This is a genomic window from Bradyrhizobium tropiciagri (assembly GCF_018130545.1).
In the GTDB taxonomy this organism is placed as follows: Bacteria; Pseudomonadota; Alphaproteobacteria; order Rhizobiales; family Xanthobacteraceae; genus Bradyrhizobium; species Bradyrhizobium tropiciagri_A.
The window spans coordinates 85,948-108,535 of the sequence record NZ_JAFCKF010000003.1 but is presented as its reverse complement, the minus strand read 5'-3'; the positions used below and the strand labels follow the sequence as shown (position 1 = coordinate 108,535).

At 65.1% G+C, this 22,588-nt stretch carries 18 protein-coding genes; 11 read left to right on the top strand and 7 right to left on the bottom strand.

Annotated features, from left to right (window positions below; genetic code table 11):
* Window positions 1-215: 215 nt before the first annotated feature.
* Window positions 216-1,985: an acyl-CoA dehydrogenase family protein gene (locus JQ616_RS13065; RefSeq protein WP_212016259.1), complete on the top strand. Its 1,770-nt coding sequence runs from the start codon at window positions 216-218 to the stop codon at window positions 1,983-1,985.
* Between the two features lie 36 nt (window positions 1,986-2,021).
* On the top strand, window positions 2,022-3,245 hold the full coding sequence (locus JQ616_RS13060; protein WP_212014976.1) for an ABC transporter substrate-binding protein: 1,224 nt from the start codon (window positions 2,022-2,024) through the stop codon (window positions 3,243-3,245).
* A gap of 17 nt (window positions 3,246-3,262) precedes the next feature.
* On the opposite strand, the gene JQ616_RS13055 is transcribed toward JQ616_RS13060, so the two are convergent.
* The 3 genes from JQ616_RS13055 to JQ616_RS13045 form a co-directional block, all read right to left on the bottom strand.
* Window positions 3,263-4,966: a protein kinase domain-containing protein gene (locus JQ616_RS13055; protein ID WP_212014975.1), complete on the bottom strand. Its 1,704-nt coding sequence runs from the start codon at window positions 4,964-4,966 to the stop codon at window positions 3,263-3,265.
* Window positions 4,967-4,999: 33 nt separating this feature from the next.
* The gene (locus JQ616_RS13050) at window positions 5,000-6,259 is read right to left on the bottom strand and encodes an MFS transporter (RefSeq protein WP_212014974.1); all 1,260 of its coding nucleotides are present in this window, start codon (window positions 6,257-6,259) and stop codon (window positions 5,000-5,002) included.
* 331 nt (window positions 6,260-6,590) lie between these two features.
* A complete protein-coding gene (locus tag JQ616_RS13045) occupies window positions 6,591-6,782 on the bottom strand; it encodes a hypothetical protein (RefSeq protein ID WP_212014973.1) in 192 nt (63 codons plus the stop codon).
* Between the two features lie 114 nt (window positions 6,783-6,896).
* Between JQ616_RS13045 and nirB the strand changes: the two genes are divergently transcribed.
* From nirB to JQ616_RS13030, 3 genes are read left to right on the top strand one after another with little or no spacing between them, the layout of a single operon-like run.
* Complete coding sequence (gene nirB, locus JQ616_RS13040) at window positions 6,897-9,356, top strand: nitrite reductase large subunit NirB (RefSeq protein ID WP_212014971.1); 2,460 nt, start codon at window positions 6,897-6,899, stop codon at window positions 9,354-9,356.
* Window positions 9,353-9,682 carry a nitrite reductase small subunit NirD gene (nirD, locus tag JQ616_RS13035; RefSeq protein ID WP_212014969.1) on the top strand — a complete coding sequence of 110 codons (330 nt, stop codon included), beginning with the start codon at window positions 9,353-9,355 and terminating at the stop codon, window positions 9,680-9,682. Before nirB ends, nirD begins: the two co-directional genes overlap by 4 nt.
* A 22-nt stretch (window positions 9,683-9,704) precedes the next feature.
* Window positions 9,705-12,368, top strand: coding sequence for a nitrate reductase (locus tag JQ616_RS13030; protein WP_212014967.1), 2,664 nt, complete (start codon window positions 9,705-9,707; stop codon window positions 12,366-12,368).
* On the opposite strand, the gene JQ616_RS13025 is transcribed toward JQ616_RS13030, so the two are convergent.
* Window positions 12,365-12,610 carry a hypothetical protein gene (locus JQ616_RS13025; RefSeq protein WP_212014965.1) on the bottom strand — a complete coding sequence of 82 codons (246 nt, stop codon included), beginning with the start codon at window positions 12,608-12,610 and terminating at the stop codon, window positions 12,365-12,367. The two genes, JQ616_RS13030 and JQ616_RS13025, sit on opposite strands and share 4 nt — an antisense overlap.
* Window positions 12,611-12,878: 268 nt before the next feature.
* Here JQ616_RS13025 and JQ616_RS13020 point away from each other — a divergent pair, with 268 nt between their 5' ends.
* Both JQ616_RS13020 and JQ616_RS13015 read left to right on the top strand, forming a co-directional pair.
* Window positions 12,879-14,105 carry a CaiB/BaiF CoA transferase family protein gene (locus tag JQ616_RS13020; RefSeq protein WP_212014962.1) on the top strand — a complete coding sequence of 409 codons (1,227 nt, stop codon included), beginning with the start codon at window positions 12,879-12,881 and terminating at the stop codon, window positions 14,103-14,105.
* A gap of 261 nt (window positions 14,106-14,366) precedes the next feature.
* Window positions 14,367-14,762: a RidA family protein gene (locus tag JQ616_RS13015; RefSeq protein WP_212014960.1), complete on the top strand. Its 396-nt coding sequence runs from the start codon at window positions 14,367-14,369 to the stop codon at window positions 14,760-14,762.
* An 11-nt stretch (window positions 14,763-14,773) separates the two neighbouring features.
* Here the strand turns inward: JQ616_RS13015 and JQ616_RS13010 are convergent, their stop codons facing one another.
* Window positions 14,774-15,463 (bottom strand): TetR/AcrR family transcriptional regulator, encoded by a 690-nt coding sequence (locus JQ616_RS13010; RefSeq protein WP_212014958.1) that lies wholly within the window; start codon window positions 15,461-15,463, stop codon window positions 14,774-14,776.
* Between the two features lie 281 nt (window positions 15,464-15,744).
* Here JQ616_RS13010 and JQ616_RS13005 point away from each other — a divergent pair, with 281 nt between their 5' ends.
* The 3 genes from JQ616_RS13005 (at window position 15,745) to JQ616_RS12995 (ending at window position 19,240) form a co-directional block, all read left to right on the top strand.
* Entirely contained in the window at window positions 15,745-16,977 is a 1,233-nt protein-coding gene (locus JQ616_RS13005) for an acyl-CoA dehydrogenase family protein (RefSeq protein ID WP_212014956.1), read from the top strand.
* Between the two features lie 133 nt (window positions 16,978-17,110).
* Window positions 17,111-18,169, top strand: a complete 1,059-nt coding sequence (locus tag JQ616_RS13000) for a phosphotransferase family protein (RefSeq protein WP_212014954.1) — start codon at window positions 17,111-17,113, stop codon at window positions 18,167-18,169.
* A gap of 156 nt (window positions 18,170-18,325) precedes the next feature.
* Window positions 18,326-19,240 carry a DMT family transporter gene (locus tag JQ616_RS12995; RefSeq protein WP_212014952.1) on the top strand — a complete coding sequence of 305 codons (915 nt, stop codon included), beginning with the start codon at window positions 18,326-18,328 and terminating at the stop codon, window positions 19,238-19,240.
* Between the two features lie 100 nt (window positions 19,241-19,340).
* On the opposite strand, the gene argE is transcribed toward JQ616_RS12995, so the two are convergent.
* Both argE and JQ616_RS12985 read right to left on the bottom strand, forming a co-directional pair.
* On the bottom strand, window positions 19,341-20,510 hold the full coding sequence (argE, locus tag JQ616_RS12990; RefSeq protein WP_212014950.1) for an acetylornithine deacetylase: 1,170 nt from the start codon (window positions 20,508-20,510) through the stop codon (window positions 19,341-19,343).
* Between the two features lie 373 nt (window positions 20,511-20,883).
* Window positions 20,884-21,669 (bottom strand): SDR family NAD(P)-dependent oxidoreductase, encoded by a 786-nt coding sequence (locus JQ616_RS12985; protein WP_212014949.1) that lies wholly within the window; start codon window positions 21,667-21,669, stop codon window positions 20,884-20,886.
* A 139-nt stretch (window positions 21,670-21,808) separates the two neighbouring features.
* Here JQ616_RS12985 and JQ616_RS12980 point away from each other — a divergent pair, with 139 nt between their 5' ends.
* Entirely contained in the window at window positions 21,809-22,516 is a 708-nt protein-coding gene (locus JQ616_RS12980) for a histidine phosphatase family protein (RefSeq protein ID WP_212014947.1), read from the top strand.
* Window positions 22,517-22,588: the final 72 nt, after the last annotated feature.

Below are 22,588 nucleotides of genomic sequence, written 5' to 3'. Positions count from 1 at the left end.
AAGAGTCCGCGGTGCAGCATGACTTGGCGTGCGGTCCGGCGCGCGGACCGCATTTCCTCCACGTATCTGAAATTATTCTCGTGCGGGCGTCCGCCGATGGACATCGCCGCGATCGTTCTCGATGTTGCCGGCGCAGTTTGAACGCTGAGCGATGGCGTCCCGCACACCTGCGAGGCCGCTGCGACGTCATCCGAACAAGGAGAGCCCCGATGCAGATGAGCGCGCGCGACCTTCGCAGCTCCAACGATGCCGCTGATCCGGCCCGCCACATCTCGCATGATTGCGGAGGCCTCAACTTCTATGATCTCGATCGAGGGCTTCGCGGCCTGCTCGGGCTCTATCTGCCGCGCGAGGACCGCGAGCGGCTGGAGCCGCACTTCAAGCGTCTTGGCGAACTGGCGGGCGGCAGGCTCGACCGGCTGGCCCGGATCGCCGACAAGCATGCGCCGGTGCTCAATCCGAGGGACGCCTACGGCCGCGATGAGGACTGGATCGACTATCATCCGGCCTATCGCGAGATGGAGGCGATCGCCTTCGGCGATTTTCAGTTCCATGCCATGAGTCATCGCGCCGGCGTGCTCGGCATGGACCGGCCGCTGCCGGCCGTGGCCAAATATGTGTTTCAGTACCTGTTCGTGCAGTCCGAGTTCGGACTGATGTGCCCGATCAGTGTCACCGACACCTCGACGCATCTGATCCGCAAGTTCGGCTCCGACGAGCTCAAGGCCTATCTGCTGCCGAAGATGCTGTCGGACGACATGGCGAGCCTGTGGAAGGGTACGCAGTTCATGACCGAGCGGGCAGGCGGCTCCGACGTCGGCGCCGTCGAGACCGTGGCGCGCCGCGATGGCGACGTCTGGCGACTGACCGGCGACAAATGGTTCTGCTCGCACGCCGATGCCGACGTCGCGCTGATGCTGGCGCGGCCCGAGGGTGCGCCCGCAGGCACTAGGGGTCTCGCGCTGTTCGCACTGCCGCGCCGCCTCAAGGACGGCCGACGCAACAGCTACCGCATTGTGCGCCTCAAGGACAAGCTGGGCACCAAATCCATGGCATCTGGCGAGATCCAGCTCGACAACGCGGTTGCCTATCTCGTCGGCGATCCGGCGCAGGGCCTCAAGCAGATGATGGAGCAGGTCAACCTCTCGCGCCTGTCGCACGGCGTGCGTGCCGCCGCGATGATGCGGCGCTGCGTCAACGAGGCTGTCGTCAGCGCCTCATCGCGCACGGCGTTTGGCCAGCGCGTGATGGATTTCCCGCTGCTGCGCCGGCAGCTGATGAAGCTGGTCGTGCCGACCGAGCAGGCGCTGTCGATGATGCTGGTGACCGCGCGCGCGATGGACGATGCCAATGCCGGCTCGGCGCAGGCGAAGGACCTGCTGCGCATCCTGACGCCATTGTTGAAGTACCGCGCCTGCCGCGACAACATTCCGGTCGCCACCGGCGCGATGGAGGTGCGCGGCGGCAACGGCTACATCGAGGAATGGGTGCAGCCGCGGCTGGTGCGCGACGCCCATGTCGGCGTGCTCTGGGAAGGCACCAGCAACATCAACGCGCTCGACATCATCTCGCGCGCCGTCGGCAAGAGCGGCGCGCACCGGGCTCTGGCGAAGGCCTTGCAGGCGCGCCTCGACGAGGCGTCGAGCCTGCCCGATCCGTACCGCACGCGGCTTCGCACCGCGCTCGACCGCTCGATCGCCTTTGCCGAGCAGGTCGCGGCCGATCCCGGCTCGGAGCACACGGCGCGGCTTGCCGCCAGCGCGCTCTACCATGCGGCATCGGCGATCACGCTCGCGTGGGAAGGATGCCAGGCTGAAGTCGATCTGCGGCGGCTGCTGCTGTCGCGGTTCGTGCTCGAGCATCGCCTGACCGCCAAGGATCCGCTGGCCCCGGCCGACGATGCTTGGGAGCGCGATGCCATCGCGCTGTTGCTCGGTGATGCGCCCGTCACATTCGCTGCAGCGGCCGGGCTCCTGACGGCCTGACCGCAACAGACCTAGAACGTCGAGGGGGAGGTTTCCATGCGATCGATTGCGGCCGTGCTTGCGGCAGTCCTTTGTCTCGCTGCGGTCGGGTCCGCGCGCGCACAAGTGTCCGGTGACGTGGTGCGCATCGGCGTCATCAACGATATGTCGGGCCTCTACTCCGACCTTGGGGGCGAGGGCTCGGTGGAAGCGGCCCGTCTCGCGATTGAGGATTTTGGCCCGACCGTGCTTGGAAAGAAGATCGAGCTGGTGTCGGCCGACCATCAGAACAAGCCCGATGTCGCCTCCGGCATCGTGCGTCGCTGGATCGACGAGAACGGTGTCGACATGATTGCCGACGGCGGCAATTCGGCGACCGCGCTGGCCATTCAGGGTATCACCCGCGACAAGAAGCGCATCTTTGTGATTTCCGGGCCCGGCAGTTCCGATCTGACCGGAAAGCAGTGCTCGCCATATGGGTTTCATTTCACCTACAGCACCTACGCCGAAGCCTCCGCCGTCACCAAGGCGATGCTGAAGCAGGGCGCGGACACGTGGTTCTTCCTGACCGCGGACTACGCCTTCGGTCATGCACTGGAGCGTGACGCATCAAGCTTCATCACGGCCGCGGGCAGCAAGGTCGTAGGCTCGGTTCGCCATCCGCTCGGCGCCTCGGACCTGTCGTCATTCCTGCTTCAGGCCCAGAATTCGAAGGCGAAGGTCATTGCATTGGCGAATGCGGGCGGCGATACCGTCAACAGCCTGAAGCAGGCTGCGGAGTTCGGCATCGGGAAATCCGCCAACCAGAGCATTGTCGCTCTTCTGATGTTGATCACGGACGTGCATTCGCTTGGCCTTCAGGCAGCGCAGGGCATCATCTACGCGACGTCGTTCTCATGGACCCAGAATGAGGCGACCCGCGCCTTCGGTCATCGCTTCATGGCGCGGCGACACGGGCAGGCGCCGACCATGATCCAGGCCGGCGTCTACAGCGGAGTGATGCATTATCTGAAGGCGGTGCAGGCGGCCGGGACCGACGATGCCGACGCCGTTGCCGCGGCGATGCGCAAGCTTCCGGTCAACGATTTCATGACGCAGAACGCGGGCATCCGCGAAGATGGGCAGGTCATGCGCTCCATGTATCTCGTTCAGGCCAAATCGCCATCCGAATCGCGCGAGCCGTGGGACTATGAAAAGGTAATCGCGACGATTTCGCCGGACGAAGCCTGGCGGCCGCTCGCCGAAGGCGGCTGTCCGCAGGTTCAGCAGAAAGCCCGGTGAGGTTTGCGGTCGCCGCCTTAATGCCGCGCCAGCAGCACCACGATGACTAGGGCCAGGATCGCGCACAACACCTTCCAGAAGGTCACGGGATCGCGGTCGTGCAGTGATTTGCGGGTGGTCACGGCGGGGCCGGCCCAGGTCGCGCCGTTCTCCAGCTCATGCGCGAACTCGATCGCGTCGCCGAAGCGTTGCGCGGGTTCGACGCTGAGCGCCTTGCCGATCACGGCATCGAGCCAGGCCGGCAGGTCCGGCCGATAACGTGACAGCGGCGTCGGCTTGCCAAAGCGCGGTCGCGAGAACGGCTCGATCTCGCCGAACGGATAGTTCGCGGTGAACATGCGGTAGACCGTGACGCCGAGCGCGAACAGGTCGGAGGCCTCGTCGCCGGCCTTGCCGCCGAACAGTTCGGGCGCCATGTAGCTCGCGGTACCCGGAATGTCCTCGGCGGGAAAATCTTCCAGCAGCGGGACGCGCGCGACGCCGAGGTCGACCAGGCGCAACCCGCCGTCCTTCAGGAGGATCACGTTGTCCGGCTTGATGTCGCGATGGATGATGCCGGCGCGGTGCAGCGCCGTCACCGCGCGCACCAGCTTGGTTGCAATCGCGATACCCTCGGTGAGCGACAGCCGCGGCGCGCGATTGAGCCGTTGCTCCAGCGTCTCGCCCTCATAGAGCGGCATCGCCGAATAAAGCCTGGTCTGCCGCTCCGCCGGCACCTCGATGATCTCGCCGATCCACAGGCTGCGCACGCGTGCGGCAACCCAGGCCTCGCGCACGAAGGCGAGGCGGTAGGAGCCCTCGCTGGCGACCCGCGGATGCGGAAATTTCAGCACCACCTCGCGGCCGGCGCGCGTGTCGGTGGCCTTGAACAGGCGGCTGTAGCGTCCGTCCGACAGCACGTCGCCGAGCGCGAAATCGTCGATCGTGTCGCCGCTGTCAGGCAGATCGAGGATCGGCAACGTTGCAATCGCAAGGGTGAGGTCATCGCGATCCGCCGGCGGCAGGTCGACGACGTCGAGCACCAGCGCTGACGTGTTGTCGCTGCTGCCGGCTGCGAGCGCGGCATCGACGATGCTGCGCGCCGATTCGTCCGGCGGCGTGCGTTCCTCCAGCAGCTGCTGGAGGCGGGAATCTCCGAGCGCGCCGTGCACCCCGTCGCTGCAAATCAGGAGACGGTCATGTTGCCGGAGCCCGACGGAGGTGTAGTCGAAGCGGGCGAACTCCTCGAAGCCGATGGCGCGGTTGAGCATATGGGCGAGGTCGCCGCGGCCGGCGATGTGATCCTGCGTTAGGCGTTCCAGCCGTCCCTCGCTGAGGCGATAGGCACGGGTGTCGCCGATATGGATCACATGGCATTGCCGCCGCGACAGGATGATCGAGGAGAATGCGCAGGCCATGCCGCTGCGCGCGGCATCGACCCGACCCTGGCCGTAGATCCAGCTGTTGGCGGCCTCCAGAGCTCGCGCGGCGCGGCGGCGGACGCCGAGCGTCTCGGGCAGTGAGTAATAGGCGTCGATGAAGCTGCGGACCGCGACCTCCGCCGCCTCGCGTCCGCCCTTGTGGCCGCCGACGCCGTCGGCGACCGCGGCGACGACGTCGCGGTGCAGCGTGCCCGGCTGGCCGAGGCAGGCCGCGACGTAGTCTTCATTGGCGGCACGCTTGCCGGTCTCGCTGGCGAAACCAACGCGAACGCCCAAGTCCGGTTGCGCGCCATTCGCCACGTCCGAGCTATCCTCTCCCGGGGGAGCGGGTCGTCAGACGCGCGCTCCCGACACCGCGCCCCAGGTGGTGCGCCAGCGGACCTTGACCATCGCAAGTCCGATGAAGCCAAGCAACGCCAGCGCGCCGAAGAACAGGAAGCCGGCGCCGAATCCGCCGGTCATGCCCTTGGCGTAGCCCAGCGTCTGCGCCAGGAAGAAGCCGCCGACGCCGCCGGCGCAGCCGACCAGGCCGGTCATCAGGCCGATCTCGTGGCGGAAGCGCAGCGGGATCAGCTGGAACACCGCGCCATTGCCCATGCCGAGCGCCAGCACGCCGATCGAGAACAGCAGCACCGAGACCCAGGCGATCCGCGGCAGCTCGGTCAATGCCCAGCCGCCTGCCGCCGGCGCAATCGGGCCCTCCGGCATGAAGGCGATCACGAGGTAGGCCGCGACCACGACCCCGAACAGGATCGACAGCGAACGAATGCCGCCGATACGGTCGGCGATCATGCCGCCGACGGGGCGGAAGCCCGAGCCGAACGCGACGATCAACGCCACCAGCATGCCGGCCGCGACGCCGGAGACGTGATACTGCACCGTGAAATAGAGCGGCAGCGCGTTGGCGAGGCCGACGAAGCCGCCGAAGGTGATGAAGTAGAAGAACATGAACCAGCGGCTGTCGGAATCCTTCAGCAGCGCGCCGTAGGCCTTCAGCGAGATATTCTTGCGCTCGCCCGGCGCGTCCTTGGCCGCGACGGCGTAATAGGCGAGCACCATCAGCATCGGAATCAGGAGGCAACCGAACACGGCCTGCCAGCCCCAATGTTCGGCGATGGTCGGCGCCAGCAGCGTGTCGAGCACGACACCCATATTGCCGGCACCGGCGATCCCCATCACCACGCCCTGATATTGTGGCGGGTACCAGCGGCTGGCCTGGGGCAGGGCGACGGCAAACGAGGCGCCACCGACGCCGAGCGCGACGCCGAACAGCTCGATCGCGAGCTTGCTGGTCAGCCCGAAGTGCCAGACCGAGGCGGTCGCTGCGATCACGACCAGTTGGGCGATGATGCCGGTGCGCTTGGCGCCGATGATATCGGCGAGAATGCCCATCGGCACCCGCAACAGCGCGCCGGCGAGCACGGGAATCGCGACCAGGGTGAACTTCTCGTTCACCGCCAGATTCATGTCGTGCGCGATGTAGACGATCAGCGGTCCGAGCGCGACCCACGCCATGAAGCTGATGTCGAAATACAGGAACGCAGCGAGCAGGGTCGGCCAGTGACCTGCCTTCTTGAATTCGGCTAGCTTCATCGCACACGTCTCGCGCTGATGCGGCGGAGGCAACCGCAAATCGCGGCTATCCCGGGCGCAGATAAAATCGAATGTGGGTGAATGCATGAGCGCGCTCGTCGTTGAGACGCACTCCGTCAGGAAGTGAGGTCAGCAATTACCGTGCCATCGAATCGATCGCGTCGCTTTGCCTTGCAGTCGCAAGACGTTGCCGCGAGATCGCGGAACGTGTTCGGCGCGTGCATTTGGCGTGGCTCGCAGCAAGCGCCGCCGCGTAAACGCGCACGTTGATGCTTTCTTGTGCGATGCGCCATGAGCGTGCGATGACGCATCAACAGCGCGTTCGCGATCATTATCGCCGCCGCTGATGCTGTGCTGCACAAGAGATCATCGGCGTGGCTAAAAAATCGGCCGGCTGTCGTCGCGTCGCGCTGCCCGGCTGATTCGGGGTCGTCGAAAACCCATTGATTTTGCTGTCAGATTCGTCCTGGCCAAATTGGCACGCGTTTTGAATATCAATCAATAACGGAACATCGATCGTCATTGAGGACGGTCTGCGCCCGCGGATGGGCTTCCTAACAACTCCAAACCTTATCGGTGTCGATCGACGACGCGCGCCGCGTCGCTGAGCACCGTCGTCGGAATTGAAAGGCAGACCATGCTCGACAAAGTGACCAAGCAGAAGCTGGTGGTGATCGGCAACGGGATGGCCGGCATCCGCACCGTGGAGGCGCTGCTCGAACGCGCGCCCGATCTCTACGACATCACCGTGTTCGGCTCCGAGCCCTACGGCAATTACAACCGCATCCTGCTGTCGCCGGTGCTCGCCGGCGAGAAGACCGTCGACGACATCATGCTCAACACCGTCGACTGGTACGAGGACAACAACATCACGCTGCGCAAGGGCGAGACGATCTCGATGATCGATCGTCGGACCTGCGAAGTCGTCACCGATGCCGGCGATCGCGTGCCTTATGATCGCCTGCTGATCGCGACCGGCTCGAATCCGATCATGCTGCCGCTGCCGGGCAAGGACCTCCAGGGCGTGATCGGCTTCCGCGACATCTATGACGTCGATCGCATGATCAAGGCCTCGACCGACTATCGCAATGCCGTCGTGATCGGCGGCGGCCTGCTCGGCCTCGAAGCCGCCAACGGGCTGATGAAGCGCGGCATGAACGTCACGGTCGTGCATCTGCTCGACACCCTGATGGAGCGCCAGCTCGATCCGGTGGCCGGCGGTCTCCTGCGCAAGTCGCTGGAAGAGCGCGGCATGGTGTTCAAGATGCCGGCACAGACCCAGGCGATCCTGGGCGAGGAGCGTGTCACCGGCGTGCGCTTCGGCGACGGCACCGAGCTGGCGGCCGATCTCGTGGTGATGGCGGTCGGTATCCGCCCGAACTTCGAGCTCGCCAAGAAGGCCGGGCTCTACTGCGAGCGCGGCATCGTCGTCTCCGACACCATGCAGACCTATGACGGCCGCATCTATGCGGTCGGCGAATGCGTGCAGCACCGCCGCCAGACCTATGGTCTCGTGGCGCCGTTGTTCGACCAGGCCAAGGTTTGCGCCAACCACCTCGCGATGAAGGGCTTTGCCACCTATGACGGCTCGGTCACCTCGACCAAGCTGAAGGTCACCGGCATCGACCTGTTTTCGGCCGGCGACTTCTCGCCGGGCCCGGACAAGGAGGAGATCGTGCTGCAGGACGCCAATCGCGGCGTCTACAAGCGCATCATCCTGAAGGACAAGAAGATCGTCGGTGCCGTGCTCTATGGCGACACCATCGACGGCCCCTGGTACTTCCAACATCTGCGCGACGGCACCGACGTCTCGCATATGCGCGAGCGCCTGGTGTTCGGCGCCGCCAATCTCGGCGAGGGCGGCGTCAGCGGCCAGAACTCGGTCGCCGCGATGAGCGACGAGACCGAGATCTGCGGCTGCAACGGCGTCTGCAAGGGCGCGATCGTCAAGGCGATCTCGGAGAAGAAGCTGTTCACCCTCGACGACGTCCGCGCCCATACCAAGGCGTCGTCGTCCTGCGGCTCCTGTACCGGCCTGGTCGAGCAGGTGCTGGCGTTCACGCTCGGTGGCGACTATTCGGCGGCGCCGAAGGTCAAGCCGCTGTGCAAATGCACCGATCACAGCCACGACGACGTCCGCCGCGTCATCGTCGAGCAGCAGCTCAAGACCATCCCGGCCGTGATGCGCTTCATGGAGTGGAAGACGCTCAACGGTTGCCATTCCTGCCGTCCGGCGCTGAACTACTATCTGCTCGCGACCTGGCCCGGTGAATATCGCGACGATCAGCAGTCGCGCTTCATCAATGAGCGCGTCCACGCCAACATCCAGAAGGACGGCACCTATTCGGTGGTGCCGCGGATGTGGGGTGGCGTCACCACGCCGAGCGAACTGCGCGCCATCGCCGACGTTGCCGAGAAGTTCAACATCCCGACGGTGAAGGTCACCGGCGGTCAGCGCATCGACCTGCTCGGCGTCAAGAAGGAGGACCTGCCGGCGGTGTGGGCCGACCTCAACGACGCCGGCATGGTGTCGGGCCATGCCTACGCCAAGGGCCTGCGCACGGTGAAGACCTGCGTCGGCTCGGAGTGGTGCCGCTTCGGCACCCAGGATTCCACCGGCCTCGGCGTCAGGCTCGAGAAGTTCATGTGGGGCTCCTGGACACCGGCCAAGGTCAAGCTCGGCGTCTCCGGCTGCCCGCGCAACTGCGCGGAAGCGACCTGCAAGGACGTCGGCGTGGTCTGTGTCGATTCCGGTTACGAGATCCACTTCGCCGGCGCCGCCGGCCTGCACATCAAGGGCACCGAGTTCCTGACCAAGGTCGAGACCGAGGACGAGACGCTCGAGGTGATCGTGGCGCTGACCCAGCTCTACCGCGAGGAGGGCTGGTATCTCGAGCGCATGTACAAATGGTGCGACCGTGTCGGTCTCGAGCAGATCAGGAAGCGGGTGGTCGACGACGTTGCGAACCGCAAGGCGCTGTTCGCCCGTTTCGCCTATTCGCAGCAGTTCGCGCAGACCGATCCGTGGGCCGAGCGCGCCAGCCACGGCGTCGACCGCAACGAGTTCGCGCCTCTCGCCGAATTGGAGCTCGCATGACCAACTGGATCGAAATCGGCGCGCTCGACGACATTCCGCGGCTCGGCTCGCGCGTGGTGCGCACGCCGGGCGGCAACATCGCGGTGTTCCGGACCGAGAGCGACGAGGTGTTCGCGCTCGACGACCGCTGTCCGCACAAGGGCGGGCCGCTGTCGCAGGGCATCGTGCACAACAAGCGCGTGACCTGTCCGCTGCATAATTTCGTCATCGAGCTGGCCAGTGGCCAGGCAGTCGCACCCGATGAAGGCTGCACGCATACCCATCCGGCCAAGGTCGAGAACGGCGTTGTCTGGCTGTCGGTGCGGCAGGCGGCTGCGGTGAGCTGAGCGGTCAGGGAACGATCCGGCAATGCCCGTCAAGACCACGTGTCCTTATTGCGGTGTCGGCTGTGGCGTCATCGCGTCCAAGGACGCGGCGGGCAACGTCCGGGTCGAGGGCGACAAGGAGCATCCGGCCAATTTCGGCCGGCTCTGCAGCAAGGGCTCGGCGCTCGCCGAAACCATCGATCTCGACGGGCGTCTGCTGGAGCCTCTTATCGATGGCGCGGTCGCCACGTGGGACGACGCGCTCGATCGCGTCGCCGACGGCTTTAGTCGCGTTGTTCGAGAGCACGGGCCCGACGCGGTGGCGTTCTACGTCTCGGGCCAGCTGCTGACCGAGGACTATTACGTCATCAACAAGCTCGCCAAGGGCTTCGTCGGCACCGCCAATATCGACACCAATTCGCGGCTCTGCATGGCCTCCAGCGTCGCCGGGCACAAGCGCGCCTTCGGCAGCGACACCGTGCCCGGTTGTTACGAGGATCTCGAGCAGGCGGATTTGCTGGTGCTGGTCGGCTCCAACGCCGCCTGGTGCCATCCGATCCTGCACCAGCGCATGCTGGCGGCCAAGGAGAAGAACCCGGCCTGCAAGATCGTGGTAATCGATCCGCGCCGCACCGCGACCTGCGAGGGCGCTGATCTGCATCTGCCGCTGCGCTCGGGCAGCGACTCCGTGCTGTTCAACGGGCTGTTCGCGTTCCTGGCCGGCAGCAATGCGGTCGATCGCGCTTTTGTCGGCGGTTGCACGACGGGGATCGTCGACGCGCTCAAGCAGGTCGGCGGCCAAACGCTGGCGCAGACCGCTGCGACTTGCGGCCTCACCGAAGGCGCAGTCGGATTGTTCTTCGACTGGTTTACGAAGACCGAGCGCGTCGTCACGCTGTATTCGCAGGGCATCAACCAGTCATCGAGCGGCGTCGACAAGGTCAACGCCATCATCAACTGCCATCTGCTGACCGGGCGCATCGGCCGTCCCGGAATGGGGCCGTTCTCGCTGACCGGACAGCCCAACGCGATGGGCGGCCGCGAGGTCGGCGGGCTTGCCAACCAGCTTGCCGCGCATATGGAGCTCGAGAATCCAGCGCATCGCGAACTGGTGCAGCGGTTCTGGCGCGCTCCCGTGATTGCGGAGAAGGGCGGACTGAAGGCGGTCGACATGTTCGACGCCATCGCTGATGGTCGCATCAAGGCGGTGTGGATCATCTCGACCAATCCGGTGGTGAGCCTGCCGGATGCCGATCGCGCCCGTGCCGCGCTCGAGGCCTGCGAGCTCGTCGTGGTGACGGATTGCATGCGCGACACCGACACGACGCGGCATGCCGACGTGCTGTTGCCGGCGCTGGCGTGGGGCGAGAAGGACGGCACCGTGACCAATTCCGAGCGCCGGATCTCGCGGCAGCGGCCGTTCCTGGCAGCACCGGGCGAAGCGCGCGCCGACTGGCGCATCATCTGCGACGTCGCGCAACGCATGGGATATTCCGGCTTCGACTACGCGTCAGCCGCCGAGGTATTCCGCGAGCACGCCGAACTGTCGGGCTTCGAGAACGACGGCAAGCGCGATTTCGACATCTCGGCGCTGGCTGGGCTCGACGACGGCAGCTATGACGCGTTGGCGCCGGTGCAGTGGCCGGTGACATCAGAGCATCCGGCCGGCACGCCGCGGATGTTCGAGAGCCAGCAATTCTTCACGCCTGACCGCAAGGCGCGTTTTGTGCCGATCGCACCGCGCGCGGCGCGCAACGCCACCAGCCGCGACTTTCCGCTGGTGCTCAACACCGGCCGCGTGCGCGATCAGTGGCACACCATGACCCGGACCGGGAAGACCGGACGGCTGCTGTCACATATCTTCGAGCCTTATGCTGAATTCCATCCTGAGGATGCGCGGCAGGCCGGCCTGCAAAACGAAGGGCTGGTGCGGCTGACCAGCAATTGGGGCGAGATGATCGCGCGCGTCGTGGTCAGCGCCGACCAGCGCCGCGGCTGCGTGTTCGTGCCGATGCACTGGAACGAGGAGTTCGCCGGCGAGGGCCGCGTCAACGCGCTGGTCAATCCGGAGGTCGATCCGCTGTCGGGCCAGCCGGAATCCAAGCACACGCCGGTCAAGGCCGATCCCTACGCGCCGAAATGGCACGCCTTCATCCTGAGCCGCGACGCGATCAAGCGTCCGGCTTCAGGCTATTGGGTCTACGGCAAGGCCGGCGATTGCACGCGGCTGGAGCTCGCGCTCGATGCTCGCCCGGAGAGCTGGCGCGACTGGGCAAGGACACAGCTCGGCCTCGACGGCGTCGAGATCGAATGGATCGCCTATCGCGATCCGGCCGCGGGCCGCTTCCGTTACGCGGCGGTGCGCGACGGCCGGCTCGAGGGCTGCGTGTTCATCGCGCCCGATCACGCGCTGCCGTCGCGGGCCTGGCTGACCGGGCTGTTTGCCGAACAGCAATTGTCGGCCAATGCGCGGATGGCGCTGCTGGCCGGACGGCCGTTCGGCGCGGGCGATGATATCGGCCCGATCGTCTGCTCCTGCTTCAGCGTCGGACGGCACCAGATCACCGCCGAGATCAAAAAGGGCGCCCATAGTGTTGAGGCGATCGGCCGCTGCCTGAAGGCCGGCACCAATTGCGGCGGCTGCAAGCCCGAGATCGGCAAGCTGATCGGCGCCACCGCGCAGCCGCGGCAGGCGATCGCGTCCTAGCAGCCGCGGCAGATGCTCTTCAGCTTGCTGTTGAGCAGGCGGTCCTCTTCGTCAGAGGCCGCCTTGGTGTAGGCGTCGTTGCCGTGGCGCGTGTCGCCGGCAGATCCGCCGCCGCGAATGGCGCCGCCGGCATGCATGCCGTGGCTGTGCCCGCCGCCATGGCCGTGGCCACTGCGCGCGTCGGCCGTCGGCATCGCGGCCGCAAGCAGCGTTAGCAGCCCAACCGTCATGATCGTCCGCATGGTGTCCTCCTCGTCGCGGCAGGATACCGCCGGCCTTGAGACAAATCGGTGTCGGCGATCTTCACAATTTCGCGTGGCGGCAGGACGAGGTAGGGCCGGTTCCGGCCGGTGCGCCGCACATAGGCCGTCCGGGGATGGCTTCATGCCGACAATGCAGTGCTCGCGACACCAAAATGGTGTATCGGCAAGCTCTGGCGGCCGCGAACACGGGCAGGGCCCAGTCCGGCGCCGGATAATCAAGATTAGCAAGATATCGGAGGAATGCTTCATGTCGGCTCTGCCACTCTCGGGCATCAAGATTCTCGACCTGACGCGGGTGCTCGCGGGCCCGCTGTCGGCCCAGATGCTGGCGGATCTCGGCGCCGAGGTGATCAAGATCGAGCGGCCCGGCGGCGGCGACGATGCTCGCGCCTTTGGCCCGCCCTATCTCAAAGATCCCGAAGGCAAGGCGAACAACAACAATTCGTTCTACCTCTGCGCCAACCGCAACAAGAAGTCCGTCACCGTCAACATCGCCAAGCCCGAAGGGCAGGCGATCATCCGCGAGCTCGCCAAGTCGGTCGACGTGATGATGGAGAACTACAAGGTCGGCGACCTCAAGCGCTACGGCCTCGATTACGAGACCATCAAGCAGATCAATCCCGGCATCATCTATTGCTCGGTCACCGGCTTCGGCCAGACCGGCCCCTACGCCACGCGCGCCGGCTACGACGCGATCCTGCAGGCGATGGGCGGGCTGATGAGCGTGACCGGCCATATCGACGGTGAACCCGGCGCGGGCCCGATGAAGGTCGGCCCCTCGATCGTCGACTACATGACCGGCATGAACACCTCGATCGGGATTCTGTCGGCGCTCTATCACCGCGACGCCAACAACGGCGAAGGGCAGCATGTCGACGTCTGCCTGTTCGATACGGTGATCGCCTCGCTGTCGCACTGGCTGCAGATCTACCTCGTCAACGGCAACATGCCGCCGCGCCGCGGCACCTGGGGCAATGGCGGCATGCCGGCCGGCGTGTTCCGCTGCACCGACGGCGAGCTGATGCTGGTGGTCGGCAATGACGGCCAGTTCCAGCGCACCTGCGCGGTGCTCGGCGAACCCGAGCTCGCGAATGACAAGCGCTTCGTCAAGAACAACGACCGCGTCGTGCACGGCAAGGAGATCATGGCGATCTTCGCCGGCCTGTTCCTGAAGCAGCCGGTGGCTTACTGGCTGGACAAGCTCGAGGAGGCCGGCGTGCCGTCGGGCCCGATCAACAATTTCGAGCAGGTGTTCAGCGATCCGCACGTGCAGTCGCGCGGCATGCGGGTGAAAGTCGACCATCCCTTCGAGCCGGATCTGTCGCTGATCCGCAACGCGCTGACCTTCTCTGGCACCCCGATCACCGAATATCGCGCCCCGCCGCTGCTCGGTGCCGACACCAAGGACGTGCTGGCGACCATCGGCTATGACGACGCCAAGGTCGAAGGCCTGAAGGCGCAGGGGATTCTGTAGGCGGGATTGAAGCCGGCCGGGCATCTATCTCCGTCATCCTGAGGTGCGAGCCTCTTCGGCGAGCCTCGAAGGATGAATCGGCCAGAGTGGGGCCGTCGATCCTTCGAGGTTCGCCCAGCGGCGCAATTGCGCCGCAAGGCTCGCACCTCAGGATGACGGTGATAGAGCAGTCGGCTTCATCAATACTTCGACTCGCATCGAAGCATCATTGACACCAGCCTGCTAGATTGGCGCCATCGATCCCCATCGAAGGTGCCAATCATGAAACGGGAAGTGATCCGCGTCGAACCGATCTCGAGCTGGCTGGAGCGTTGGAAGGCGCCGGCGTCGGCGGTCACCCGCGCCGGCAACATGGTGTTCGTCTCCGGTCTGCCGCCATTCGATCCGGCAACCGGCGAGATCGCCACCGGGGCCTCGATCGAGCGGCAGAGCGAGCTGGTGATGGAGCAGCTCAAGCAGTGTCTTGCGGCCGCCGGCGCCTCGTTCGACAACGTGATGAAGTGCAACATCTTCTGTACGTCGGCGAAACACTTCGCGACCTTCAACGCGGTCTACCGGACATACTTCGCGGATGATCTGCCGGCGCGGATCTTCGTCTGCATCCCGGAATGGACCGGGCCGTTCGACATCGAGATCGACTGCATCGCGATGGTGTAGGGCAGGGGCTTTCAGAGATCCTGCCGCGTCAGACGGCCGTGCACCAGCACCGGCCGTGCGGCCGGCTTGCTCGGCACGTCGCCGATCGTCAGCGCCATCACCGAGACGGTGACCACGCGGTCGATGATGGCGCGGACATCGTCGAGGTCGCATTTGCCTTCCGACAGCCGCAGCAGGCGTTCCTTCTCGCGAATGGTGTGGTGCGCCATCGCGAGCGCGAAGTGCAGGCCCCAATAGAGTTCGGTGTCGTTGCGGCCAGGCATCGCGCGGCGCATCGCGGCGGCGAATTTGCGCAAATGATCTACTTCGCGATTCTTGATGCGGCGGATCGGCGGCACCGATTCGATCGAGGCGCGGATCATGAAGCGCGCCGCGGTCGAGCCCTCGCGATCCGGGCCGAGGCAGCCGCGCAAAGTGGGGCCGACGAGGGCGCGCATGATGTCCTCGATCGAGGCGCGGCCGCCGCCGGCTTCTTCCGCCGCCTTCAGTTCATTGAGGCGTTCGCGGTTGGTCTGGATGCTGCGGGTGACGAACAGCTCCGCGATCAATTCATCTTTGGAGCCGAAATGGTAATTCACCGCCGCGAGGTTGACGTTCGCCTCCGCGACGATGTCGCGCAGCGTGACGTCGCCGAAGCCGCGGTCGGCATAGAGCCGTTCGGCGGCGGCGAGAATGGCGGATCGGGTGTGATCGCTGGCCATGGCTGAGAGCCTTTCCGTTATTCCGCGGCGCGATGCGCCGGAATGACGAAGACGATGGGGAGTTGCATTTCAAACATTTGTATGAAACTATCGTTTGAAGAGCCGGAAATGTCAATCCGCTGCGCGGGGACGTCATTCTGGCACACCACCGCCGTCCTTCCGCGAACGCCCTTGCGAGCCGCGGAGGCGGGGTGAACAATGTTGTTCAAAAGGCCAGGGTCCAAACGGCAGGGCCCAAAGCCGAAAGTCAAAGCCCAAGTCTAGGAAACGAGGAGCGTCCCATGGATTTCACGCTGTCGCCCAAGCAGAAGGAGTGGCTGGAGCGCGTTCAAGCTTTCATGAAAACGCATGTCCGCCCGGCGGTGCCGATCTATGAGAAGCAGGATGCCGAAGGTCCGCGCTGGAAGGTGATCCCGGTCCTCGAGGATCTGAAGAAGAAGGCGAAGGCCGAAGGCCTCTGGAACATGTTCATGCCGCCGTCCTCGCATGAGGACGATGAATTCCACGGCGCGGGACTGACCAATCTCGAATACGCGCTGCTGTCGGAAGAAATGGGCCACATCTCCTGGGCCTCGGAAGTGTTCAACTGCTCCGCTCCCGATACCGGCAACATGGAAGTGTTCATCCGCTACGGCACCAAGGAGCAGAAGCGCAAATGGCTGCGGCCGCTGATGGACGGCGAGATCCGCTCCGCCTTCCTGATGACCGAGCCGGCGGTGGCTTCCTCTGACGCCACCAACATCGAGACCCGCATCGAGAAGGACGGCGATCACTACGTCATCAACGGCCGCAAATGGTGGTCGTCGGGCGTCGGCGATCCCCGCTGCAAGATCGCGATCCTGATGGGCAAGACCGACTTCAACGCCGCCAAGCATCAGCAGCAGTCGCAGATCCTGGTGCCGCTCGACACCCCCGGCATCAAGGTCGAGAAGATGCTGCCGGTGTTCGGCTTCGACGATGCGCCGCACGGCCACGCCCAGGTGCTGCTCGAGAACGTTCGCGTGCCGAAGGAAAACATCCTGCTCGGCGAAGGCCGCGGCTTCGAAATCGCGCAGGGCCGTCTCGGCCCGGGCCGCATCCATCACTGCATGCGCACCATCGGCCAGGCCGAGGAAGCGCTGGAGAAGATGGTGAAGCGGCTCGCCTCGCGCACCGCGTTCGGCAAGAAGATCATCGAGCACTCGGTCTGGGAGCAGCGCATCGGCGAGGCCCGCACCGACATCGAGATGAACCGCCTGCTGTGCCTCAAGGCCGCCGACATGATGGACAAGGTCGGCAACAAGACCGCGCAGGCCGAGATCGCGATGATCAAGGTCGCTGCGCCCAACATGGCGCTGAAGATCATCGATCAGGCGATCCAGGCGTTTGGTGGCGGCGGTGTCTCCGACGATGCCGGGCTCGCGCGCGCCTATGCCCACATCCGCACGCTCCGTCTCGCCGACGGCCCGGACGAGGTGCATAATCGCGCCATTGCCAGGCTCGAAGTTCGGAAGTATGCAAACACGTCGCATTGAGCATGATGCGGAACGCATGGCGTTCGCGCGCACATCGTGCTCAGAATGAAAAGCGAGATCAGGCTGGCGTGCCAGCCTGATTGAGGGAGCGCCGCACGGCGCTCCATAAAAACTGAGTTGAGGGAGCGTCATCGTGGCGGACGGCGTCAGGAAAGACGAAGAATTTTCCGGAACACGGGAAGTCGAGGAGCGCCATCGCGTCAACGAGGCGAACCTCGATGCTTGGATGAAGGAACATGTCGAGGGCTTTCAGGGCCCGCTCAAGGTCCTGCAGTTCAAGGGTGGCCAGTCCAACCCGACCTACAAGCTCGAAACCCCCGGCCGCAACTATGTGATGCGCCGCCGGCCGTTCGGTAAATTGTTGCCGTCGGCGCATGCGGTGGATCGCGAGTTCCGCGTCATCGCGGCGCTCGGCAAGCAGAACTTTCCGGTCGCAAAAGCCTATGCGCTGTGCACCGACGATGCGGTGATCGGCTCGGCCTTCTACATCATGTCGATGGAGGAGGGGCGGGTGTTCTGGGACCCGACGCTGCCGAGCCAGGAGCCGGATGCGCGGCGGAAAATCTTCACCAGCAAGATCGAGACGCTGGCGAAGCTGCACATCCTCGATCCCGAGAAGATCGGCCTCGGCGATTTCGGCAAGCCTGGCAATTATTTCGCGCGCCAGGTCGACCGCTGGACCAAGCAGTATCGCGCCTCCGAGACGCAGCACATTCCCGAGTTCGAGAAGCTCGCCGAGTGGCTGCCGAAGACGGTGCCCGAGCAGACGCGCGTCTCGGTCGTGCACGGTGACTATCGCCTCGACAACATGATCTTCCACGCCACCGAGCCGCGGGTGCAGGCGGTGCTGGACTGGGAATTGTCGACGCTCGGCGATCCCATGGCCGACTTCACCTATCTGTTGATGCAGTGGACCATGCCGGGCCTCGCCAATGCCGACCTCAAGGCGTTGAACATTCCGAGCCAGGACGAGGCCGCGCAGATCTACTGCAACGTCACCGGCATGGCCGTGCCGGATCTCAACTGGTACTTCTCCTACAATCTGTTTCGCCTCGCCGGCATCACGCAGGGTATTGCGGGCCGCGTCCGCGACGGCACCGCCGCCAACGCCAAGGCCCTCGAATCGGCCAAGCGCACCGTGCCGCTGTCGCAGGCGTCATGGGAATACGCGCAGAAGGCCGGTGCGGTCTGATCCGAAAAGCGGCGCGATCCCCCAGGGTTCGCGCCGCTTCTGCGTCGTGCGGCATGTTTCCACACTGTAGTCATCTGTGACTTGAGTTCGCTGCGTCGCTTTGGCAATTCAGTCCGGTCGATATTGCCCGCCTGGTCCTGATCGGACATTTTCATTTTGCCCCTCTCTTCGAATCTTCGCGGTAGCCTGTTCATGGCTGCGGCCATGGCCAGCTTCACGGCCAACGACACCATCACCAAGGCGGTGGCGGCGGAGCTCAACATCGGGGAGATCCTGCTGGTCCGCGGCCTGGTCGCGATGGTGCTGGTCGCCGCACTGGCGTGGTATCGCGATGCACTTCGTAGCTTCAGCGCGCTGTTGATCTGGCCGGTCGGATTGCGCGTGCTTGGCGAGATCGGCGGCACGTTGACCTATCTCTCGGCGATCGCGCAGATCCCGCTCGCCAACGCGTCGGCGATCTTCCAGGCGCTGCCGCTCGTCATCACGCTCGGCGCGGCGCTGGTGTTCGGCGAGCCGGTCGGCTGGCGGCGCTGGCTTGCGATCGCCGCCGGCTTCATCGGCGTGCTGGTGATCGTCCGTCCCGGCGCTGAAGGCTTCAGCCAGGCGTCGCTCTTGGCGCTGGCCTCGGTCGGCTTCTGCGCCGTGCGCGATCTCGCCACCCGCCGCATCCCGAAACAGCTGCCGACCGTGTTCATCACGCTGCTCACCACCGTGACTGTCACGACGGCCGGGGCCGTCGTGCTGGTGCCGCTCGGTGGCTGGAAGGCGCCGTCCGGCCACGCCCTCGGCCTGCTCACACTCGCCGCAGTGCTGATCCTGATCGGCTACCAATGCATCATCGTGTCGCTGCGAACCGGCGACATCTCGGCGGTGGCGCCGTTCCGCTACACCGCGCTGCCGTGGGCGATGCTAACCGGCTATCTCGCCTTCGGCCACAAGCCGGACATGCAGATGCTCGCCGGCGCCGCGATCATCGTGGCCTCCGGCCTCTACGCCTTCTACCGCGAGCGCAAGCGCGACAAGCTCCGCCCGGCCGCAACGGGGCCGGGCCTGCCGCCGGATGGGTTGTAAGGAATTCGTAGCGCGGATTAGCGAAGCGTAATCCGCCGCCTGCCCGTATGTGACGATGGCGGATTACGCCTTCGGCTAATCCGCCCTACAATTGGCCGCCTCACTTCGCGCAATGCGCGATCAGCCGCGCGACGAAATCGCCGCAAGCCTCGAGCTGCGACATCTCGACGAACTCATCCGGCGTGTGCGCCTGCGCGATCGAGCCGGGGCCGACCACGACCGACGGCACGTCGGCCATGCTGACGAACAGGCTGGCCTCGGTGCCGAAGGCGACCTTGGCGTGGTCGTTGCGGCCGGCGAATTGCTTGGCGAGGGTGACGATGGGCGCGTCGGCCGCGGTGTCGAGCGCGGGGTAGTCGAGGATTTCCTCGAAGTCGATGCCGCAGTCCGGATGCCGCGCGCGCATCTTCGGTTCGATCTCGGCCTTGGCCCAAGCGACGATCGCATCGGTGACCTCGCGCGACTCGGTAATGCCGATGCCGCGGCATTCGAAGTCCACCGCGCAATGATCGGGCACGATGTTCAGCGCGGCGCCGCCATGCACGACGCTGGTCAGCAGCGTGGAGTGGGGCACGTCGTAGAGACTGTCGCGCTCGCGCCTCGCCGCGAGCTGCTCGGCGCGGCGGCGGATCTCGGTGATCAGATCGGCGGCGTATTCGATCGCATTGACGCCGTCGGGCGCGATCGAGGAGTGGCGGGCGAGCCCGCGGAACGTGGCGCGCACGCCGTGCTTGCCCTTGTGCCCGATGATCACCTGCATCTGGGTCGGTTCGCCGACGAAGCAGCCGAGCGGCCTGATCGGCTTGCGCGCGACCTCGCGCAGCATCGGGCGAACGCCGACGCAACCGATCTCCTCGTCATACGAGATTGCAAGATTGATAGGCGTCTTCAGGTCGGCCGCGAGCATTTCCGGAACCATCGCGAGACAGACCGCGACAAAGCCCTTCATGTCGGTGGTGCCGCGGCCGTACAGCCGCCCGTCGCGTTCGACGAGCTCGAACGGGTCGTGGCTCCAGTCCTGTCCCACGACCGGCACGACGTCGGTATGCCCCGATAGAGCGAGCCCGGCCTTGTCCTCGGGGCCGACCGTGACCCACAGCGAGGACTTCTGTCCGGTGTCATCGACGATGCGCTGACTGCCGACGCCGAGCGCGGCGAGATAGCGCTCGATGTAGTCGATCAGCGGCAGATTGCTGCGGTCGCTGATCGTGTCGAACGCGACGAGGTCGGCCAATAGCTTGCGGATACGGTCGGGACGTTGATTTTGCATTGCCTGTTCGTTTTGCAGGGATTGTGGATCTGCGGGCGATCTTGCCAGCGAAGTATAACAGCTGGTGTGACCGTCGGGGCAAAGCAATATTCGGGCCGGAGGTGCACGTAAGACGGGTAGAGCGCAGCGAAACCCATCGACTTTGATCCGAGGCAAGCACGATGGTCTTCGCTTTCGCGCTACACACTCGGCGTCGTCCCTGCGAAAGCAGGGACCCATAACCACGAATGGTCATTGTTGAACGACGCTGGAATGACGATTCCCGTTCACAACATCCGCCGCGGCGTATGGGTCCCTGCTTTCGCAGGGACGACAGTTGTGAATGTGGAATGATCGCGAATTCCACCCGCTCTGCGAACAGAGAACGTCTTCGCTAGATCGGCTTGCCCGTATACGGCATCGATGCGGTGAGGCCGCCGTCGACCGGGATCGCCTGGCCGTTGACGTAGGACGCCTCGTCGCTGGCCAGGAACAATCCCATCGCGGCGAGCTCGTGCGGCTGGCCGGGGCGCTTCAACGGGTTGAGCTGGCCGATCTTGTCCTGGGTGCCGCGCTCCTTGGCGCGATCGAACACCGGCTTGGTCATGCCGGTCTCGATCAGGCCCGGGCAGACCGCGTTGATGCGCACGCCGGTGCCGGAGAGCGAGTAGGCGGTGGTCTGCACCAGGCTGATGACGCCGGCCTTGCTCGCGCCGTAGGGATGTCCGCTGGCGCCGGACTTCAAGCCCGCGACCGAGGCGGTGCAGACGATCGAGCCGTGGCCCTGTTTGGTCATGTGAGGGATCGAATGCTTGATCGCGAGGAACGGGCCGATCAGGTTGACGCGCAGCACTTCCTGCCAATGTTCCGGAGTCTGGTCGGCGAGCGGCACGAGGCCGCCGCTGACGCCGGCATTGGCCCAGATCGCATCGAGCTTGCCGTACTTCGAAACAGCCTTCTCGATGAAGGCCTTCACGTCGCTCTCCGATCCGGCATCGGCGGTGACCGCTTCGACGGTGCCGCCGGCATCGCGCACCAGCTTCGCGGTCTCGTTGACACCGTCAGTGCGATCGACCGCGATCAGCTTGGCACCTTCCTTGGTGAACAGCAGCGACGCCGCGCGGCCGATGCCGCTGCCCGCGCCGGTGATGATGACGGATTTGCCTTCGAGGCGGCCCATGGTTTTCTCCCTGTTCACATGATCCGTGGCGCGCCTGCCGCGCGACGGAATTCAAACAAAATTTCAAACGTCAGAAGCACTTGAGACGATGTGCGGCGTGACGTACAGCGTGACGGGACACTATTGAAGGGCTCATCCGATGTCCAATCCAGAGAAGCCTAACGTGACGGTGACGCGGTGGTGGTGGGTTCGTCACGCGCCGGTGCGCAGCGATGGCGGCAACATCTACGGGCAGGAGGATATCGACTGCGACACCGGCGATGTCGAAGTGTTCGAGGCGGTCGCCAAGATGCTGCCGCGCAACGCCGTCTGGTATTCGAGCAATCTGAAGCGCACGCACAAGACCGCGGACGCGATCTGGGCCGCCGGCTATCCGAAGCCCGAAAGCATGACGCACGAGCGCGACTTCGCCGAGCTGCATCTCGGCCGGTGGCAGGGCATGAACCGCGCTGCGTTTCTCGCCAGCCGTCCGCCGGGCAACCTCTGGTTCGCCGACGTCAACGAGCCGGCGCCGGGCGGTGAGAGTTTCATGGATCTCTACACCCGCGTCTGTCGCACCATCGTGCGGATCACGGCTGCGGAGGCCGGCAAGGACATCATCGCGGTCGGCCATGGCGGTGTGATCCGGGCTGCGGTCGGTCTTGCACTTGGCGGCCAGCCGGACCGCGGTCTGTCGTTCGACATCGACAATGTCTCGGTGACGCGGCTCGATCACATCGCGGCGCCCAATGTGTCGATGTGGCGATTGCCGATGGTGAACCAGCAGCCGTGGATCGCCGATCCCCGCCACGCCGCGATGCATCAGCCATCCGGGCCCGAGGTGCGGCCGCCGAGCAAGCTCGCGTGATGCTGCTATCGCAATATGACAACGCTGCTTAAGTTCAGCGCCGAATTCAAACACCTTACATCAGGGAGAGAA

Bases quoted from the DNA above. Each gene is read 5' to 3' on its own strand.
- JQ616_RS12985 (WP_212014949.1), bottom strand. From the start codon at position 21,669: ATGGGCCGCCTCGAAGGCAAATCCGTCATCATCACCGGCGCGGGCAGC.
- argE (WP_212014950.1), bottom strand. From the start codon at position 20,510: ATGCAAAATCAACGTCCCGACCGTATCCGCAAGCTATTGGCCGACCTC.
- nirD (WP_212014969.1), top strand. From the start codon at position 9,353: ATGACCAACTGGATCGAAATCGGCGCGCTCGACGACATTCCGCGGCTC.
- JQ616_RS13050 (WP_212014974.1), bottom strand. From the start codon at position 6,259: ATGAAGCTAGCCGAATTCAAGAAGGCAGGTCACTGGCCGACCCTGCTC.
- JQ616_RS13010 (WP_212014958.1), bottom strand. From the start codon at position 15,463: ATGGCCAGCGATCACACCCGATCCGCCATTCTCGCCGCCGCCGAACGG.
- JQ616_RS13025 (WP_212014965.1), bottom strand. From the start codon at position 12,610: ATGCGGACGATCATGACGGTTGGGCTGCTAACGCTGCTTGCGGCCGCG.
- JQ616_RS13030 (WP_212014967.1), top strand. From the start codon at position 9,705: ATGCCCGTCAAGACCACGTGTCCTTATTGCGGTGTCGGCTGTGGCGTC.
- nirB (WP_212014971.1), top strand. From the start codon at position 6,897: ATGCTCGACAAAGTGACCAAGCAGAAGCTGGTGGTGATCGGCAACGGG.
- JQ616_RS13015 (WP_212014960.1), top strand. From the start codon at position 14,367: ATGAAACGGGAAGTGATCCGCGTCGAACCGATCTCGAGCTGGCTGGAG.
- JQ616_RS13005 (WP_212014956.1), top strand. From the start codon at position 15,745: ATGGATTTCACGCTGTCGCCCAAGCAGAAGGAGTGGCTGGAGCGCGTT.
- JQ616_RS12980 (WP_212014947.1), top strand. From the start codon at position 21,809: ATGTCCAATCCAGAGAAGCCTAACGTGACGGTGACGCGGTGGTGGTGG.
- JQ616_RS13065 (WP_212016259.1), top strand. From the start codon at position 216: ATGAGCGCGCGCGACCTTCGCAGCTCCAACGATGCCGCTGATCCGGCC.
- JQ616_RS13045 (WP_212014973.1), bottom strand. From the start codon at position 6,782: ATGACGATCGATGTTCCGTTATTGATTGATATTCAAAACGCGTGCCAA.
- JQ616_RS13060 (WP_212014976.1), top strand. From the start codon at position 2,022: ATGCGATCGATTGCGGCCGTGCTTGCGGCAGTCCTTTGTCTCGCTGCG.
- JQ616_RS13020 (WP_212014962.1), top strand. From the start codon at position 12,879: ATGTCGGCTCTGCCACTCTCGGGCATCAAGATTCTCGACCTGACGCGG.